The 16,573-nt window shown below is 67.1% G+C and carries 16 protein-coding genes; 10 read left to right on the top strand and 6 right to left on the bottom strand.

Going from position 1 to position 16,573, the window contains the following annotated elements:
* Positions 1 to 108 precede the first annotated feature (108 nt).
* From ACFQGD_RS05305 to ACFQGD_RS05285, 5 genes are read left to right on the top strand one after another with little or no spacing between them, the layout of a single operon-like run.
* On the top strand, positions 109 to 1,692 hold the full coding sequence (locus tag ACFQGD_RS05305; RefSeq protein WP_345395732.1) for a FadD3 family acyl-CoA ligase: 1,584 nt from the start codon (positions 109 to 111) through the stop codon (positions 1,690 to 1,692).
* Entirely contained in the window at positions 1,689 to 2,546 is an 858-nt protein-coding gene (locus tag ACFQGD_RS05300) for an enoyl-CoA hydratase (protein WP_345395729.1), read from the top strand. Before ACFQGD_RS05305 ends, ACFQGD_RS05300 begins: the two co-directional genes overlap by 4 nt.
* A 2-nt stretch (positions 2,547 to 2,548) precedes the next feature.
* Entirely contained in the window at positions 2,549 to 3,688 is a 1,140-nt protein-coding gene (locus tag ACFQGD_RS05295) for an acyl-CoA dehydrogenase family protein (protein WP_345395726.1), read from the top strand.
* Entirely contained in the window at positions 3,685 to 4,668 is a 984-nt protein-coding gene (locus ACFQGD_RS05290; protein ID WP_345395723.1) for an acyl-CoA dehydrogenase family protein, read from the top strand. Before ACFQGD_RS05295 ends, ACFQGD_RS05290 begins: the two co-directional genes overlap by 4 nt.
* The gene (locus ACFQGD_RS05285) at positions 4,665 to 5,741 is read left to right on the top strand and encodes an acyl-CoA dehydrogenase family protein (protein WP_345395720.1); all 1,077 of its coding nucleotides are present in this window, start codon (positions 4,665 to 4,667) and stop codon (positions 5,739 to 5,741) included. Before ACFQGD_RS05290 ends, ACFQGD_RS05285 begins: the two co-directional genes overlap by 4 nt.
* Before the next feature lie 83 nt (positions 5,742 to 5,824).
* On the opposite strand, the gene hsaB is transcribed toward ACFQGD_RS05285, so the two are convergent.
* Genes hsaB through hsaA form a run of 4 tightly spaced genes read right to left on the bottom strand, consistent with a single transcriptional unit; the run spans position 5,825 to position 9,355 of the window.
* The gene (gene hsaB / locus ACFQGD_RS05280; RefSeq protein WP_345395717.1) at positions 5,825 to 6,409 is read right to left on the bottom strand and encodes a 3-hydroxy-9,10-secoandrosta-1,3,5(10)-triene-9,17-dione monooxygenase reductase subunit; all 585 of its coding nucleotides are present in this window, start codon (positions 6,407 to 6,409) and stop codon (positions 5,825 to 5,827) included.
* Entirely contained in the window at positions 6,409 to 7,308 is a 900-nt protein-coding gene (gene hsaC, locus ACFQGD_RS05275) for an iron-dependent extradiol dioxygenase HsaC (protein ID WP_345395714.1), read from the bottom strand. Before hsaC ends, hsaB begins: the two co-directional genes overlap by 1 nt.
* Complete coding sequence (gene hsaD / locus ACFQGD_RS05270) at positions 7,308 to 8,171, bottom strand: 4,5:9,10-diseco-3-hydroxy-5,9,17-trioxoandrosta-1(10),2-diene-4-oate hydrolase (protein ID WP_345395711.1); 864 nt, start codon at positions 8,169 to 8,171, stop codon at positions 7,308 to 7,310. The genes hsaC and hsaD overlap by 1 nt, the downstream gene beginning before the upstream one ends.
* The gene (gene hsaA, locus ACFQGD_RS05265) at positions 8,168 to 9,355 is read right to left on the bottom strand and encodes a 3-hydroxy-9,10-secoandrosta-1,3,5(10)-triene-9,17-dione monooxygenase oxygenase subunit (protein ID WP_345395708.1); all 1,188 of its coding nucleotides are present in this window, start codon (positions 9,353 to 9,355) and stop codon (positions 8,168 to 8,170) included. Before hsaA ends, hsaD begins: the two co-directional genes overlap by 4 nt.
* Before the next feature lie 253 nt (positions 9,356 to 9,608).
* On the opposite strand from hsaA, the gene kstD reads away from it, so the two are divergent.
* The 5 genes from kstD to ACFQGD_RS05240 are packed head-to-tail and all read left to right on the top strand — an operon-like array spanning position 9,609 to position 14,815.
* Positions 9,609 to 11,327 carry a 3-oxosteroid 1-dehydrogenase gene (kstD, locus tag ACFQGD_RS05260; protein WP_345395705.1) on the top strand — a complete coding sequence of 573 codons (1,719 nt, stop codon included), beginning with the start codon at positions 9,609 to 9,611 and terminating at the stop codon, positions 11,325 to 11,327.
* Positions 11,324 to 12,472 carry a Rieske 2Fe-2S domain-containing protein gene (locus ACFQGD_RS05255; RefSeq protein WP_345395702.1) on the top strand — a complete coding sequence of 383 codons (1,149 nt, stop codon included), beginning with the start codon at positions 11,324 to 11,326 and terminating at the stop codon, positions 12,470 to 12,472. Before kstD ends, ACFQGD_RS05255 begins: the two co-directional genes overlap by 4 nt.
* Before the next feature lie 3 nt (positions 12,473 to 12,475).
* Positions 12,476 to 12,886: a hypothetical protein gene (locus ACFQGD_RS05250; protein ID WP_345395699.1), complete on the top strand. Its 411-nt coding sequence runs from the start codon at positions 12,476 to 12,478 to the stop codon at positions 12,884 to 12,886.
* Positions 12,883 to 13,947, top strand: a complete 1,065-nt coding sequence (locus ACFQGD_RS05245; RefSeq protein ID WP_345395696.1) for a ferredoxin--NADP reductase — start codon at positions 12,883 to 12,885, stop codon at positions 13,945 to 13,947. Before ACFQGD_RS05250 ends, ACFQGD_RS05245 begins: the two co-directional genes overlap by 4 nt.
* A gap of 10 nt (positions 13,948 to 13,957) precedes the next feature.
* Positions 13,958 to 14,815: a MaoC/PaaZ C-terminal domain-containing protein gene (locus ACFQGD_RS05240; RefSeq protein WP_345395693.1), complete on the top strand. Its 858-nt coding sequence runs from the start codon at positions 13,958 to 13,960 to the stop codon at positions 14,813 to 14,815.
* Positions 14,816 to 14,897: 82 nt separating this feature from the next.
* Here ACFQGD_RS05240 and ACFQGD_RS05235 read toward each other — a convergent pair whose 3' ends face one another.
* Together ACFQGD_RS05235 and ACFQGD_RS05230 are read right to left on the bottom strand one after the other, a co-directional pair.
* Positions 14,898 to 16,133, bottom strand: coding sequence for a lipid-transfer protein (locus ACFQGD_RS05235; RefSeq protein ID WP_345395690.1), 1,236 nt, complete (start codon positions 16,131 to 16,133; stop codon positions 14,898 to 14,900).
* Positions 16,130 to 16,564: a MaoC family dehydratase gene (locus tag ACFQGD_RS05230; protein WP_345395688.1), complete on the bottom strand. Its 435-nt coding sequence runs from the start codon at positions 16,562 to 16,564 to the stop codon at positions 16,130 to 16,132. The genes ACFQGD_RS05235 and ACFQGD_RS05230 overlap by 4 nt, the downstream gene beginning before the upstream one ends.
* Between the last annotated feature and the right edge of the window lie 9 nt (positions 16,565 to 16,573).

Here is a 16,573-nt window from a genome sequence, read left to right as displayed (position 1 = left end):
GGGGCATCACTGCGTAGGCTACTCTACCAAGCACTTGCTCGGTAGCCCGTGCGATAAGCGACACGGAGCCACCGGCCTGTCGACAGCCGACCGGGAGGAGGTGGCGCGATGCCGGCATCAGGGACGATTCCGGCGGCGCTGGCGGACGCGGTACGCCGGTTCCCCGACACCGAGGCCGTCGTCGACGGCGATATCCGGCTCACATACACCGAGCTGCGACTACGGGTCCGCGACTGCGCGAGACTGCTGATCGCGGAGGGTGTCCGTGCGGGCGATCGGGTGGCGATCTGGTCACCCAACACCTATCACTGGATGATCGCCGCGCTCGGCGCGTTGTCCTCGGGCGCGACGCTCGTACCGATCAACACCCGCTTCACCGGCCACGAAGCCCACGACATCCTGCATCGCACGGCCGCGTCCGCGTTGATCGTGGCGGGGCCATTCCTCGGTACCGACCGGCTCGCCGCGCTGCGCAAGGCGGGCGACGTCCCCACGCTGCGCTGCGTTCTGCGCGTGCCCGTCGAGGGCGAACCGGAGCCCGAAGCAGGGGTCATCGAATGGCGCGACATCGCGGATGGCGCGAGCGACGTCGACGACACGACCCTAGACGACCGGCTCGCCGGCATCGACCCCGAAGACCCGAGCGACATCCTGTTCACCTCGGGCACCACCGGCCGCAGCAAAGGTGCGATCAGCGCGCACACGCAGTCGCTCGGTGTCGCCGAGACCTGGGCCGACATCGGTGGGCTTCGTCACGGCGATCGCTATTTGGTAATCAATCCGTTCTTCCACAGCTTCGGCTACAAGGCGGGCATCCTCGCCGCCATCCAGCGCGGCGTGACGATCGTGCCGCAAGCGGCGTTCGACGTCGACGAGGCATTCCGGCTCATCGAGTCCGAGCGCATCACCGTGCTGCCAGGAGCGCCGACGATCTACCAGGTGATGCTGGACCACTCCCGCCGCGCGGAGTTCGACCTGTCAAGCCTGCGGCTGGCCGTCACGGGTGCCGCGACGGTGCCGGTTGTGCTTGTCGAGCGCATGCGATCCGAGCTTGATTTCGACACCGTGCTGACCGCGTACGGGTTGACCGAGGCGGTCGTCGCCACCATGTGCCGTGCCGACGACGACGCGGAAACCGTGGCGACGACCTGTGGTAGGCCCGTCCCCGACATGGAACTGCGCACGGTCGCCGACGATGGCACCGACGTCCCGTCAGGCGAGCCTGGCGAGGTACTGCTGCGTGGGCCGAACGTCATGCGTGGCTACCTGGACGACCCCGAAGCGACGGCGGAAGCGATCGACGCGGACGGCTGGTTACACACCGGCGACATCGGCGTGATCAACGAGCGCGGATATCTCACCATCACCGACCGGAAGAAGGACATGTACGTCTCCGGCGGGTTCAACGTCTATCCGGCCGAAGTGGAACAGGCACTCGCCCGGCTGGACGGCGTGGCCGAGTCCGCGGTGATCGGGATACCCGACGACCGTCTCGGCGAGGTCGGCAAAGCATACATCCTGCGTCGCGACGGCGCGCTGTCCGAAGCGGACGTGCTGGCGCACTGCAAGGAACGGCTCGCCAACTACAAGGTGCCGCGGGCGGTGGAGTTCGTCGACGAACTGCCCCGCAACGCCACCGGCAAGGTGCTCAAGCGGGTCCTACGGGATCAAGAGCGGAAGGAGACGTCGTGACCGAGGTGGTCCGTTACGAGCGGCGCGGTCCGGTGGCGGTGGTCACCATGAACCGGCCGGAGTACCGCAATGCGCAGAACTCAGCGATGACCTACGCACTGGACGACGCGTTCACGCGCGCCGTAGAGGATGACGCGGTGAAGGTGATCGTGCTCGCGGGAGAGGGCAAACACTTCTCCGCGGGGCACGACATCGGCACACCGGACCGCGATGTCGACGCGCACTTCGACAACCGTGCGGTGCTGTGGTGGGACCACGTCGGCAGGCACGGTGGCGACCAGCGATTCGCACGAGAGTCCGAGGTGTACTTGGGAATGTGCCGCCGCTGGCGGGAGATTCCCAAACCGACGATCGCGAGCGTGCAAGGCGCGTGCATCGCGGGAGCGCTGATGCTGGCATGGGTCTGCGACCTGATCGTCGCAAGCGACGATGCCTTCTTCGCCGATCCGGTGGTGCGTATGGGTATTCCGGGTGTTGAGTACTTCGCACACCCGTGGGTGCTCGGGCCACGCGCTGCCAAGGAAGTCCTGTTCACCGGCGAGCGGTTCAGCGCGGCGCAAGCCAAGGAATGGGGCATGCTCAACCGCGTCGTCCCGCGCGACGATCTGGAAGCCGAGACGCTGAAGCTGGCGAACACCATCGCCGAGATGCCGACGTTCGGCCTCGCGTTGACGAAGAAGGCAGTCAACCAGGCTGAGGACCAGATGGGTATGCGGACCGGCATGGACGCCGCGTTCGGGTTACATCACTTCGCGCACGCGCACAACGCCGAGGTGTCCAATGGCGACTCGCTCGGCGGACAGGACGCGAAGTCGATGGCCAGCGCGGCCAAGAACTCCGCTCGGAAGGAATGAGGGTGGATCTAGATCTTGATCAGCATGCCAAGGACTTCCGCGCCGAGGTCAGGGCGTGGCTGGCGGAGAACGTACCGAACGAGCCGTTGGAGTCGTTCGACACCGCGGCTGGTTTCGAACAGCACCGCGACTGGGAGAAGCGGCTGGCCGACGCGCGGTTGTCGGTGGTGTCGTGGCCGGAAGAGTTCGGCGGCAGGGACGCCTCACTGCTGGAGTGGGTGCTGTTCGAAGAGGAGTACTACGCGGCGCGGGCACCGGCGCGCGTCAACCAGAACGGCATCTTCATGCTAGCGCCGACGCTTTTCGCCCACGGCACTCCGGAACAGCAGCGGCGAATCCTGCCCGCGATGGCGCGTTCGGAACGGGTCTGGGCCCAGGCATGGTCCGAACCGGACGCTGGCAGCGACATCGCCGCGTTGCGCAGCACGGCAACGCGCACGGATGGTGGCTGGTTGCTGTCCGGGCAGAAGACGTGGAGCTCGCGTGCGGCGTTCGCAGACGCCGCGTTCGGCCTGTTCCGGAGCGACCCCGATAGCGAACGTCACCGCGGGCTGACGTACCTGATGTTCGATCTGCGCGCCGAGGGCGTGCACGTACGACCCATCCCGCAGCTCGACGGCGAGACGGGGTTCGCGGAGATCTTCCTCGACAACGTCTTCGTGCCGGACTCCGACGTCATCGGTGAACCGGGCAACGGCTGGCGGGTCGCGATGACCACCGCCAACAACGAACGCGGCCTGTCGCTGCGCTCGCCAGGAAGGTTCCTCGCCGCCGCCGATCGGCTGCTCGACCTGTGGCAACGCGATGGCGACGCCTCCGACACCGCACTGACCGAGCGCGTCACCGATGCGTGGATCGGCGCGCGGGCGTACCAGCTCTACACCTTCGAGACCGTGACGAGGCTGGCCGAAGGCGGGCAACTCGGTCCGGAGTCCAGTGTGAACAAGCTGTTCTGGTCGAGTTTGGACCTCGAACTGCACGAGACCGCACTGGACATCCTCGGTCCTGACGGGGAGCTTCGCGGTGACTGGCTGGACGGATGGCTGTTCTCGCTCGCGGGTCCTATCTACGGCGGCACGGATCAGATTCAACGCAACACGATCGCCGAGCGGCTGCTCGGCTTGCCGAAGGGACCACGATGAGATTCACGCTGTCGCCGGAACAGCGAGATTTCGCCGCGAGTATCGACGACCTGCTCGCCAACGCCGACACACCGACCGTGGTGCGCGCATGGGCGAACGGGGAGCACGAGCCTGGCCTGCGACTCTGGCGGCGACTCGCTGACCTGGGTGTAACGGCATTGGCCGTGCCTGACGCACACGGCGGCCTCGGCGCGAGCGCCGTCGACCTGACGGTGGCGATCGAAGCGTTGGGCCGCCACGCGGTGCCAGGTCCCGTGGTGGAGTCGATCGCGGCACTCCCGGTGTTACTCGCCGACAGCGGCCACACCAAGTGGCTCGCTGAGCTGGGCTCAGGTGACCGGATCGGCACGCTCGCGTGGCCGCCACACGTGCCGTACGCGGTAGACGCCGACGTCGCCGACGTGCGGGTGTGCGTGGCTGACGGAACGCTACGGAAGTTCGTTCCCGGCGCTTCGATGTCCTCAGTGGATGGTACTCGACAGCTATCCGAAGTAGCCGCTGGTGACGCGATTGGTCCGGCACAGGCGGACCGGTCCTGGTCGTACGGTGTGCTCGCGTGCGGCGCCCAACTGCTCGGCGCTGGGCGGCGACTGCTCGAGATGAGCGTCGACTACGCCACCCAGCGTTCCCAGTACGGCAACCCGATCGGCGGGTACCAAGCGATCAAACACCTGCTCGCGGACGCGGTGACCCAGTTGGAGCTGGCACGACCCCTGCTGTACGGCGCCGCGGTGAGCCTCGACACCGGTAGCCCGTCCGTCGCACGCGATGTCTCGGCCGCGAGGGTGGCCTGCGCGGATGCCGCCTATCTCACGGCACGTACCGCATTGCAGGTACATGGCGCCATCGGTTACACGGCCGAACATGACCTGTCGCTGTGGCTGACGAAGGTGCGCGCGCTGCGGTCGGCCTGGGGAACACAGGCATGGCACCGCGAACAGGTACTCACCGCACTCACGAGCGAGCGGGGGGCGGCATGACAGCAAGCGACGAGCGCGCCGAGCTAGCACGGACTATCCACAGCGTGCTGGAGCGCGAGTCGGGCCCTGAGCGGGTCAGGGCGGCGATGGCCGCGCCTCGCGGTTACGACGAGAAGCTGTGGTCGGTGCTGTGTGAACAGGTCGGTGTCGCGGCGTTGGCGATTCCGGAGCGCTATGACGGCTTCGGAGCGGGAATCCGGGAGCTGCAAGCGGTCGCCGAGGAGTTGGGGCGCGGCGTCACACCCTCACCCTTGCTCGGGTCGACCATCGCCGCGCAGGCGTTACTGCGCTCCGGCGACGACGATGCGTGCTCACGACTACTTCCCGGTCTGGCGGCGGGAAGTCAGATCGCCACGCTGGGCTGGGTCGACGTCTCGGGTCGCTGGGACCCCCGACAAACCGCGTACGTGGCACGGCGCGAGGGCAGCGGCTACGTCATCGACGGCACCGCGCACTACGTTCTCGACGGCGACACCGCCGACGTCCTGCTCGTCGTCGCGGACTGTGAGGGCGAACTCGGGCTGTACGACGTCGACCCCGCCGCGGCGCGGCGCGCCCACACGGCATCGATGGACGGCACACGGCGGTTCGCCACCGTGGCACTCGACGACGTCCCCGCTCGGCGAGTCGGCGGCGACGTCCGGGAGGCACTCGCCTCGGTGCGCGATGTGGGGTGTGCCGTCCTGGCGGCGGAGCAGGTCGGCGCGGCGGCTGAAGCGCTTGCGCTCACGGTCGCCTACAGCAAGGAACGGGAACAGTTCGGACGGCCCATCGGCTCGTTCCAGGCGCTCAAGCACCGGATGGCCGATATGCACGTCCTGGTCGAGGCCTCCCGTTCGGCCTGCTACGCGGCGGGCGACGCGATCGACACGGACTCACCCGAGGCGCAGGACGCCGCGCTGACGGCGAAGGTGTACTGCTCGGAAGCGTTCGAGACCGTCGCCTCGGAGATGATTCAGTTGCACGGCGGCATCGCGATCACCTGGGAGCATGACGCCCACCTCTACTTCAAGCGCGCGCACTCGTCGTCCCAGCTGTTCGGGATGCCGCACGAGCACCTCGCCCGAAGGTGACCGCCCCGGCGCCGTGTTCGCGGCACCGCGAGTCGGGACTCGCGGCACCACAACGGGACTCGCGGGCGTCGGCGGAGGAGCTCTCAGAGCCAGTCGTCGCCGCAAGGCCAGGTCAGGAAGGCATCGAGGCGTTCCCGAGCGGGGGCCGGCTCGGTGTGCTCCCGCGCGGTGGACGTGTAGCTGCCCTGGTAGAAGAGCAACGGCTGGTCCGTGCCGGTCTCGCCGAGTTCAAGCACCCTACCGACGACGATGTAGTGGTCCCCGGCGTCGTGCACGGCGTCGACCGCGCAGTCGATCCAGGTCAACGATCCGGCGATCAGCGGCGATCCCGAACCCGCGGACGTCCAGTCGACCGAGGCGAACTTGTCTACCCCGCGGGAACCGAAGACCGTACTGACATCCCGCTGCGAGTCGCCGAGCACGTTCACCGCGAACGCACCGGACGCCTCGATCACCGGCCACGCGCGCGAGCTCTTGCCGGGACAGAACAGCACCAGCGGCGGATCAAGCGACAGCGCCGCGAATGACTGGCACGCGAAGCCGACAGGACCGTCCGGACCGGCGCCGGTCACCACCGTGACGCCGGTGCAAAAGTGGCCGAGCACTTTGCGGAACCGGCCCGGGTCGATCGCGAGATCAGCGGACCCAGCCGTCGCCCCGCGACCCATTACCGCATCCCCACGCTGAAGTCGTGGCCCCACAGGCTGACGGCGGTCGACTCGCGCGCGATCCAGGACTCGTCGTCGACCTGACGGCCCTCGCACCCGAACTCGACGTCGAACCCGCCGGGTGTCTTCATGTAGAACGACAACATCAGGTCGTTGACGTGCCTACCAAGCGTGGCGGACATCTTCACGCCGCGCCGCTGCGCCCGGTCGAGGCACAACCCGACGTCGTCGGTGTTCTCCACCTCGACCATCAGGTGCACGATCCCGCTCGGCGTCGGCATCGGCAGGAACGCGAGGCTGTGGTGCCTTGGGTTGCAGCCGAAGAACCGTAGCCAGGCTGGCGGGTCGTCCTCGCCACGGCCGACGGCCTGCGGCGGCAGCTTCATCGAGTCGCGCAGCCGGAAACCGAGAACGTCCCGGTAGAAGTGCAGCGCGGCATCGTCGTCGTGCGTGGAAAGCACGACGTGGCCAAGACCCTGCTCGCCGGTGACGAAGCGGTGCCCGTAAGGGCTGACGACGCGGCGGTGTTGGAGCGCGACGCCGTGGAACACCTCCTGGGTGTTGCCGGACGGGTCCGTGAAGGAGATCAGCTCGTCCACCTTGCGGTCGGCGCGCTGCTCGGCGGTGCCTTCCTTGTACGGCACCCCGGCCGCGTCGAGGCGGTCGCGGACCTCCTGCAACTCGGCGGCGTTCGCCGTCTCCCATCCGACGGCCGAGAGCCGGTCAGCGTCGCCAGGCACGATCACCAGGCGCGCCGGGAAGTCGTCCATGCGCAGGTAGAGCGCGTCCGGGTCGTCACCGGAGCCCTCGACCATGCCGAGCACCTTGAGGCCGTACTCACGCCAGGCAGGCATGTCGGTAGCCTCGATACGCAGGTAGCCAAGCGACCGGATGCCCATCAGTTACCACTCCCCGAAGCCGGATCGCTCAGGAAATCCATCGCGAGCCGGTTGAACTCGTCGAACTTCTCCAGTTGCGCCCAGTGCCCGCAGCGACCGAACACGTGCAGCTGCGCCCGGGGGATCTGCTTCAACGCGACCAGCGCGCCGTCCAGCGGGTTGACGCGGTCCTCGCGTCCCCAGATCAGCAACACGCGCTGCCGCAGCCGGTGTGCCTCGCGCCAGAGCATGCCCAGCTCGGCATCGGGCCCGGCGAACGACGCGCCCATGGCAGCCATCGCGGCCAGCGCCTCCGGAGTGGTGGCGGCGGCGTAGCGCTCCTCGATCAGCTCGTCGGTGATCAGCGACTGGTCGTAGACCATGCCGCGCAAGAACGTCTCCAGCGCTTCCTTGCTTGGCTGCGCGCCGAACCGCATCAGGTTCTGTACGCCCTGGGTCGGGTCGGGCGCGAAGACATTCACGCTGAGCCCACCAGGCCCCATCAGCACTAGTCTGCCCGCCTTGTCCGGGTGATCCAGCGCGAACCGCACGGCGGTACCGCCACCCAGCGAGTTGCCGACCAGGTGCGCACGTTCGATACCGAGCGCGTCGAACATCCCGGCGAGCGCGTCACCGCTGTGGCGGAAGTACTGCGGGTGCTCGGTGGGTTTGTCGGAACGACCGAAGCCAGGCTGGTCGACGGCGATCACCCGGAACCGCTTCGCGAGCACCGGGATGTTGCGCGCGAAGTTGCTCCACGCCGAGGCGCCAGGCCCGCCGCCGTGCAGCAGGACCACCGTCTCGGAGTGCTCCGACCCCGCTTCGTGGTAGTGCAGCCGCAGGTCAGGCGCGGCGTCGACGTAGTGACCCTCGGGCGAACTCATACCATCGAATCTTTCACTTGCTGGCCAAATTCGGACGTACCGAACATCTGGTACGCGCGCTCCGGGTCGTTGGCGGCGTGCACCCTGCCAGCGTGGGCGTCTCGCCAGAACCGCTGGATCGGCGTCCCGCTCTGCAGCGCACGTCCACCGGAGTTCTCGAACAGCCGGTCAACGGCGGCGATAGCGCGTTCGGTACCGCGCACCTGGTCACGACGAACCTTGACCCGCAGTGAGAACGGGATCTTCTCGCCCGCGCAGGCGTGCCGATACTCTTCGGCGATGTTGCTGGTCAGCTGCAGCCAAGCGGCGTCGATCTCGCTCGCGGCCTCGGCGATACGCACCTTGGCGAACGGATCCTCGTTGGCCTTCTCACCCGCGTAAGCGGCCCGGACCCGGCTGCGCTGGTGCTCGACGTGCGCCTCGTACGCGCCCTGAGCCATCCCGATGATCGGCGCGGTGATAGTGCTCGGATGCACCGATCCGAACGGCAGCCGATACAGCGGACCCGGATTGACCTCCTGTCCAGGCACCTGGCATTTCGACATCGGAATGAAGCTCAGCGCCCTGTGCTGCGGCACGAAGACGTCCTGCACGATGATGTCGTTGCTACCGGTGCCGCGCAGGCCTACGGTGTCCCACACGTCGTTGATCTCGTAGTCGGACTTCGGCAGCAGGTAGGTGCAGAAGTCGACAGGGTTGCCCTCGGCGTCGAACGCGGGGCCACCGAGCAGCACCCACGTCGAGTGATCGCAGCCGGACGAGAAGCTCCACTTGCCGGACAAGCGATAACCGCCGTCGACGACGGTGGCCTTGCCCATCGGCGCGTAAGACGACGAGATACGCGTATCGGGGTCGTCGTTCCACACCTCGTCCTGCGCAGCGGCGTCGAACAGCGCGACGTGCCACGGGTGCACGCCGAGGATCGAGGCCACCCAGCCTGTCGAACCGCACGCACTGCTGATCAGCTTGACGGCGGTGTAGAAGTCAACCGGGTCCGCCTCGATCCCGCCGTAGCGCTTCGGCTGGAGCAGGGCGAAGAAGCCAGTCTGCTGCAACGCCTTGATCGACTCGTCCGGTACTCGCCGGAGATCTTCCGCGTCCTGAGCACGCTCGCGCAGGACGGGAAGCAGCTCCTCGATCCCGGCGAGCACCTCGGCGGCACTGCTACTTGTCGGTGTCGGCACGTCGCTGCCCCAATCGGTCTGGTGGAAACGCTACTCCAACACTAGAACATGTTCTCGTTTTTGTCAGCACCCACCCCTGAGGAGGTTGCTGACGGTGAGACATTTCCCAGCGCCCGATCGACCCGTGCGAAACGTCCAGTCCGTGAGCTACCCTAGAAACTAGAACATGTTCTCATCTAGAGTAGCGAGTCAGACGGAAAAGCCGCCTCCGGCTGCAACAGGTTACAGTGGCCGGCCGAACACAGGGAGCAGCATGGCGTCAGGCGACGACACCAGCGACGAGTTCGACGTCATCGTCGTCGGTAGCGGGGCCGCGGGGATGACAGCGGCGCTCGCCGCCGCCGATAAGGGCCTGCGCGCGCTGATCGTGGAGAAGGCGTCAACCTTCGGAGGCTCAACGGCCCGTTCCGGTGGCGGCGTGTGGATCCCGGACAACGAGGCGCTGCGTGCGGCCGGTATCACCGAAGTCGACGGCGCGGCTCGTGAATACCTGCACACGATCATCGGCGAGCACGTCGACTCTGACCGAATCGACACCTACCTCGATCGAGGGCCAGAAGTCATCTCCTTCCTGCTGGGCGCCACCCCGCTGCGGCTGCGGTGGGTCCCCGGATATTCCGACTACTACCCAGAGGCCCCCGGCGGACGTGCTGGTGGCCGTTCGGTCGAACCGGTGCCGTTCAACGGCACCAAGCTGGGCGACGACCTCGACACGCTGGCCCCCGACTACGGCAAGTCACCGCGGAACTTCGCGGTCACGCAGGCCGACTTCCGCCTGTTAACGCTGCTTACCCGCACCCCGAAGGGGCCACTGCGTGCGCTACGGGTAGGCGCGCGCTGGCTGAAGGCGTCCTTGCTGCGACAACACCTGCTCGTGCGGGGACAAGCACTGGCCGCCGCGCTCAGAGCGGGCCTCACCAGGGCAGGTGTGCCGCTCTGGCTCAACACACCACTGGTCGAGTTGACCACTGACGGCGATTCCGTCACCGGCGTCGTCGTCCGACAGGGAGACACCGAGCGCAGGCTCACCGCACGCCGGGGTGTCGTCATCACATCGGGCGGCTTCGAACACAACGAGGAGATGCGCAAGCGCTACCAGCGGGAACCGATCGGCACCGACTGGACCACCGGCGCGCCTGGCAACACCGGCGATGGCATCCGCGCTGGTCAGGCACTTGGCGCCGCCGTCGAGTTCATGTCGGACGCCTGGTGGGGGCCGTCCATCCCGCTCCCTGGCGGGCCCTGGTTTTGCCTGGCTGAACGGTCACTGCCAGGCAGCATCATGGTCAACGGGCGTGGCGAGCGGTTCGTCAACGAATCCGCCCCGTACGTCGACGCCACCCACGCGATGTACGGGGGCGAATACGGGCAGGGCGACGGTCCCGCCGAGAACATGCCAACCTGGTTGATCTTCGATCAGCGCTACCGGAACCGATACCTGTTCGCGGGGGTAGCGCCGCGTCAGCCACTGCCGGGCCGATGGTTCAAGACAGGGGCACTCCACCGCGCGACGACGCTGGCGGAACTCACCGCGGCCATCGACGTCCCCTCGGCGGCGCTGACCAGCACCGTCGAGCGGTTCAATGGCTTCGCCACCGAGGGGAACGACCCGGATTTCAACCGGGGAACCAGTGCCTATGACCACTACTACGGCGACCCGCGCAACCGCCCCAACCCCAGCCTCGGCCCGCTGGACAACGCACCGTTCTACGCCGCCAAGCTGGTGCCGGGCGACCTTGGCACCAAGGGTGGGCTGAAAACGGACGCCCGCGCGAGGGTGCTCCGCGAGGACGGCAGCGTGATCGGCGGACTGTACGCGGCGGGCAACGCCAGCACGCCCGTCATGGGCCACACCTACGCTGGACCTGGCGCGACCATCGGTCCCGCGATGGTGTTCGGCTATCTCGCGGCACACGACCTAGCAGCGACTCCAGCACCCGCACTCGCCGATCACGACGGAGGATTGTCATGACCGCAACCGACCCCGGGTTCCGTACCATCGACGTCGGCACCACGCCGACCCGCTACGCCCGAGGCTGGCACTGCATCGGCCTCGCCAAGGACTACAAGGACGGCAAGCCGCACGCGATCAATGCCTTCGGTACCAAGCTGGTCGTGTTCCAAGGCGAGGACGGCAAGATCAACGTCCTGGACGGTTACTGCAGGCACATGGGCGGCGACCTGACCCAGGGCACGGTCAAGGGCAACGAGGTCGCCTGCCCGTTCCACGACTGGCGCTGGGGCGGCGACGGCAAGTGCAAGTCCATCCCATACGCCAAGCGGGTGCCGCTGCGTGCCCGCACCCGGTCCTGGCTGACCTGCGAGGAGAACGAGCAGCTGTTCATCTGGCACGACCCGCAAGGCCGCCCGCCGAGCGATGAGGTGGTCATCCCGCGCATCGAGGGCGTGTTCAGCGACGAGTGGAGCAACTGGACCTGGGACTCGGTCCTCATCGAAGGTTCGAACTGCCGGGAGATCATCGACAACGTCGTCGACATGGCCCACTTCTTCTACATCCACTTCGGGTTCCCGACGTACTTCAAGAACGTCTTCGAGGGCCACATCGCGTCGCAGTACCTCAACACCAAAGGACGCCCTGACGTCGACGTCGGCAACTACGGCGGCGCGGACAACCTATTGCGGTCCGAGGCGCACTACTACGGCCCGTCATACATGATCAACCACCTGCACAACACCTGGAACGGCATCGAGATCGACAACGTGCTGATCAACTGCCACTACCCGGTCACGCAGGACTCCTTCGTGTTGCAATGGGGCGTGAAGGTGAAGAAGCTGCCCGGCCTCTCCGACGAGCAGGCCGACAAGGTGGCGGCCAAGTTCGCGAAGAACGTCGGTAAGGGATTCCTGCAGGACGTCGAGATCTGGAAGAACAAGAGCAGGATCGACAATCCGCTGCTGTGCGAGGAAGACGGCCCCGTCTACCAGCTGCGCCGCTGGTACGAGCAGTTCTACGTGGACGTCGAGGACGTCACGGAAGACATGACACGCCGCTTCGAGTTCGAAGTGGACACCTCGCACGCTGTCGAGGCGTGGGAGGCCGAGGTGGCCGCGAATCTGGCCGCCAAGCAGGAGTCCACGCAGGAAACCGGGGTGTGAGCGGTGTCGACCGAGGCACGAGGCACGTTCACCGGGGGTAGGACGACGTTCGGCGAGCCGGACGTCCGTGCCGACACGCTCGCCGATCGCGCCGAGTTCCTCACCGCGAGGCTCACTCCGGTGTCGTGCCGCTCCTGTGCCACTGAGGTGCTGGTGCGGAAGAACAGCGAGCAGCACACCAGCATCCAATGGACGTCCGAACCGGCAAGTAGCTGCCCTCGCTACGCTGAGGAAGTCGCGCGCGGCGGGAACACGGCGCTGCTGGATACCTGCATCGAGCTGTCCGAGAGCATCGCGACGGCCGCGGCTGAGGGCGAGATCCCGGTGGGGCCCGAGGACTGCTCGCAGGTCCGAGGCATCGAACCCGAGGACTGCTCACGGGTCGGAGGCATGAGACGCGAGGAGGGAGCGTGACCGAACCGGAGCTACCGGACACCGGTTTCCACCGGCTGCGCATCACCCGTGTCGTGGCCGAGACGCCGGACGCGTGTTCGCTGGAGCTGGCGGTCCCCGATGATCTGGTGGAGAAGTTCCACCACCGGCCGGGGCAGTTCCTGACGTTGCGGATTCCCAGCGAGCGCACCGGCTCGGTTGGACGCTGCTATTCGCTGTGCAGCGCGCCGCACGAGGCGGGCCCGCTCAAGGTCGCCGTCAAGCGGGTGCGGGATGGCTACGGGTCGAACTGGCTCTGCGACAACGCCGCCGAGGGCATGGTGCTGGAAGTCCTGCCGCCAGCCGGGGTGTTCACGCCGAAGTCCCTTGACACCGACCTGCTCTTGCTCGCGGGCGGTAGCGGGATCACGCCGATCATGTCGATACTGAAGTCGGTGCTCGCCACCGGTACCGGCAGCATCACGCTGCTCTACGCCAACCGGGATGAACACTCGGTGATCTTCGCCGACGAGCTGGCTAAGTTGGCCAAGGAGCACCCGGATCGGCTGACGGTCGTGCACTGGCTGGAGTCGGTCCAGGGACTACCGTCCGTACCCCAACTCGCCGCGCTCACGGCGCCGTGGGCAGGGCGGGAAACGTTCATCTGTGGTCCAGGCGAGTTCATGGACGCGGCGTCCGACGCACTGTCCACGCTCGGCGTTGATCGCAAGCAAGTCCACATCGAGCGGTTCATTTCGTTGTCCCGCAACCCGTTCGAGGTCGAGGACACAGTGGACGCCGCCACGGACGGCACGCCAGAAGCGGACTCGCCGACGCGGCTCGACGTCGAGCTGGACGGTGAGCGGCACAGCTTCGCGTGGCCACGGAACCGCAAGTTGCTCGACTTCCTGCTCGAGCAGGGGCTAGACGCCCCGTACTCCTGCCGGGAGGGCGCGTGCAGCGCCTGCGCCTGCTACGTCACCGCGGGCGAGGTGAAGATGCTGCATAACGAGGTACTGGAACCGGTGGACTTGGACGAGGGCATCGTGCTCGCCTGTCAGTCCGTGCCCGTTACCGATGACGTGTCCGTCAGCTACGAGTGAGGAGCAGCCCATGCCCATCGATCCCTCGGTCGCGATTGGAGCGGACCTCGGCGAGACGTCGTTCTCCTGGGAACCATCCGACGTGCTGCTGTATCACCTCGGCATCGGAGCGGGCGCCGACCCGGTGAATTCTGTTGAGCTGCGCTACACCTACGAGCAAGACCTCCGGGTGCTGCCGAGCTTCGCCACCGTGGCACCCAACCTGCGTACCTACGAGCCGCCGTCGGTGTCGTTTCCCGGCATCGACATCGACCTGGCCAAGGTCGTCCACGGTAGCCAGGCGGTAACCGTGCACCGGCCGATTCCCGTCGCGGGCAAGGCCACAGCGCGCGGGCGGATCGCCGACGTCCACGACAAGGGCAAGGCGGCGGTCATCGTCCAGGAGACCGAGGTGGTAGACGAAGCGGACAGTCCGCTGTGGACCGCCCGATCCAGCATCTTCGCGCGCGGCGAGGGCGGTTTCGGAGGTGAGCGAGGCCCATCGGAGAAGGTGACACTACCGGAGCGTGCGCCGGATGCCGTCGTATCGACACCGACACTGCCGCAGCAGGCACTGCTCTATCGGCTGTGCGGCGACCGCAACCCGCTGCACGCGGATCCGGAATTCGCCAAGGCGGCTGGGTTCGACCGGCCAATTCTGCACGGACTGTGCACGTACGGCATCGTGGCGAAGGCTGTCACCGATCTCATGCTTGGCGGCGATCCGCACCGGGTGCGATCCTGGTCGGCGAAGTTCGCTGGCGTGGTCATCCCTGGCGAAACCTTGCGCACCAGCGTGTGGGTCGAGGGCGATCGCTACCTGGTCACAGCGCATTCCGTCGAACGCGACACGGCAGTGCTCTCGGACGGCGTTCTCGTGGCGACGTAACGGGAGTCGTGTAGACGACGCCTCGCGGAAGCGCCAGCGGCATCGGCGCCACAACGCGCGATGACGACCGTGCTCGCGGGCGCTAGGACGACGTCAGCACCAGGCCTGAGGTCGGGACGCCGGTCCCCGCCGTGACGAGGACGGTGTCCGCGTCCGAGACCTGGTTCGCCGCCGTGCCGCGCAGCTGCCGGACGCCTTCCGCGATGCCGTTCATGCCGTGAATGTAGGCCTCGCCGAGCTGACCGCCGTGCGGATTGAGCGGCAACGAGCCGTCCAGCTCCAGCCTGCCGTCGGCGATGAAGTCCTTCGCCTCGCCCCGGCCGCAGAAGCCAAGCTCCTCCAGTTGCAACAGCACGTACGGCGTGAAGTGGTCGTACAGTACCGCGACGTCCACATCGGAGGGACTGAGTTCGGCCTGCCGCCACAGCTCACGACCGACGACGTTCATCTCGGGCAGCGCCGCGAGGTCGTCACGGTAGTAACTAGTCATGACGTACTGGTCCGGTCCGCTGCCCTGCGCGGCGGCACGCACGAACGCGGGCGGATTCGGCAGCTCGCGCGCACGTTCAGCACTGACGATCACCAGCGCCACGCCACCGTCGGACTCCTGGCAGCAGTCGAGCAGGCGCAACGGTTCCGCGATCCAGCGGGACGCCTGATGATCGTCCAGCGTGATCGGTTTGCCGTAGAACCAGGCGTTCGGATTCGTGGCGGCATTGACACGGTCGATCACAGCGATCCGACCGAAGTCCGCGGTCGTCGCGCCGTAGTCGTGCAGGTATCGCCGCGCCAGCATCGCGACGGTCGCCGCGGGTGTCGCGATGCCCATCGGGTACGTGAAACTGTTGTCGATACCGGCGGTGTTGACCTGTTGCGCGGCCGCGGAGGACACCTGGCCGAACCGATGACCTGACCGTTCGTTGAACGCACGGTAGGCGACGACGACATCGGCGACACCGGTGGCGACCGCCATCGCGGCCTGCTGCACCGTGGCAGCCGCGGCACCCCCGCCGTAGTGGATACGGCTGAAGAACCGCAGCTCACCTACACCGAGTTCCCTGGCGACCGCGATCTCGGCATTGCTGTCCATCGTGAACGTGACCAAGCCGTCCACGTCAGCCGGCTCGAGCCCCGCATCCGCCAGCGCCGCGCGTACCGCCTCCGCGGCGAGCCGCAGCTCGCTCCGCCCGGAGTCCTTGGAGAACTCGGTAGCACCTATCCCCGCGATAGCGGCCTTTCCGGACACGCCGGCATCCAGCGACCCGGTATCGCGACCAGCTTCCCTGGTCGAGGTTCCCGACACTCGCGCGGTCGTCATGACGTCACCTCCGGCAGTGCGATATGGACCGTGCCCCGCACGTGGTCGCCGAGATTGCCCTTGCCAATCACCTCGATCACCCACCGCTGCTCACCGCCAACGGTCACACGGTCGGTCACGGTGCCCGTGAAGGTGAGAGTGTCGTACGCGTAGCACGGCACGCCGAGCTGGATGTCGATCGCGCGAACCAGTGCCTCGGGACCCGCCCAGTCGGTGACGAACCGCTGCACCAAACCGTTGTCGGTGAGGATGTTGAGGAAGATGTCCTGGGAACCCCGTGCGACGGCGGCATCGCGGTCATGATGGACGTCCTGGAAGTCGCGAGTGGCCAGCGCGGTGCTGATGATGAACGTTGGCGTCGCCTGAATGGTCATCGGCGGCAGCGTCGCGCCGACCTCGACATCCGTGGGGCGCAGGGTCGTCGTCCTCATGTCTGATGA

This window comes from Haloechinothrix salitolerans (assembly GCF_042662605.1).
Lineage (GTDB): Bacteria > Actinomycetota > Actinomycetes > Mycobacteriales > Pseudonocardiaceae > Haloechinothrix_A > Haloechinothrix_A salitolerans.
This window is presented reverse-complemented; position numbering and strand designations above follow the sequence as displayed.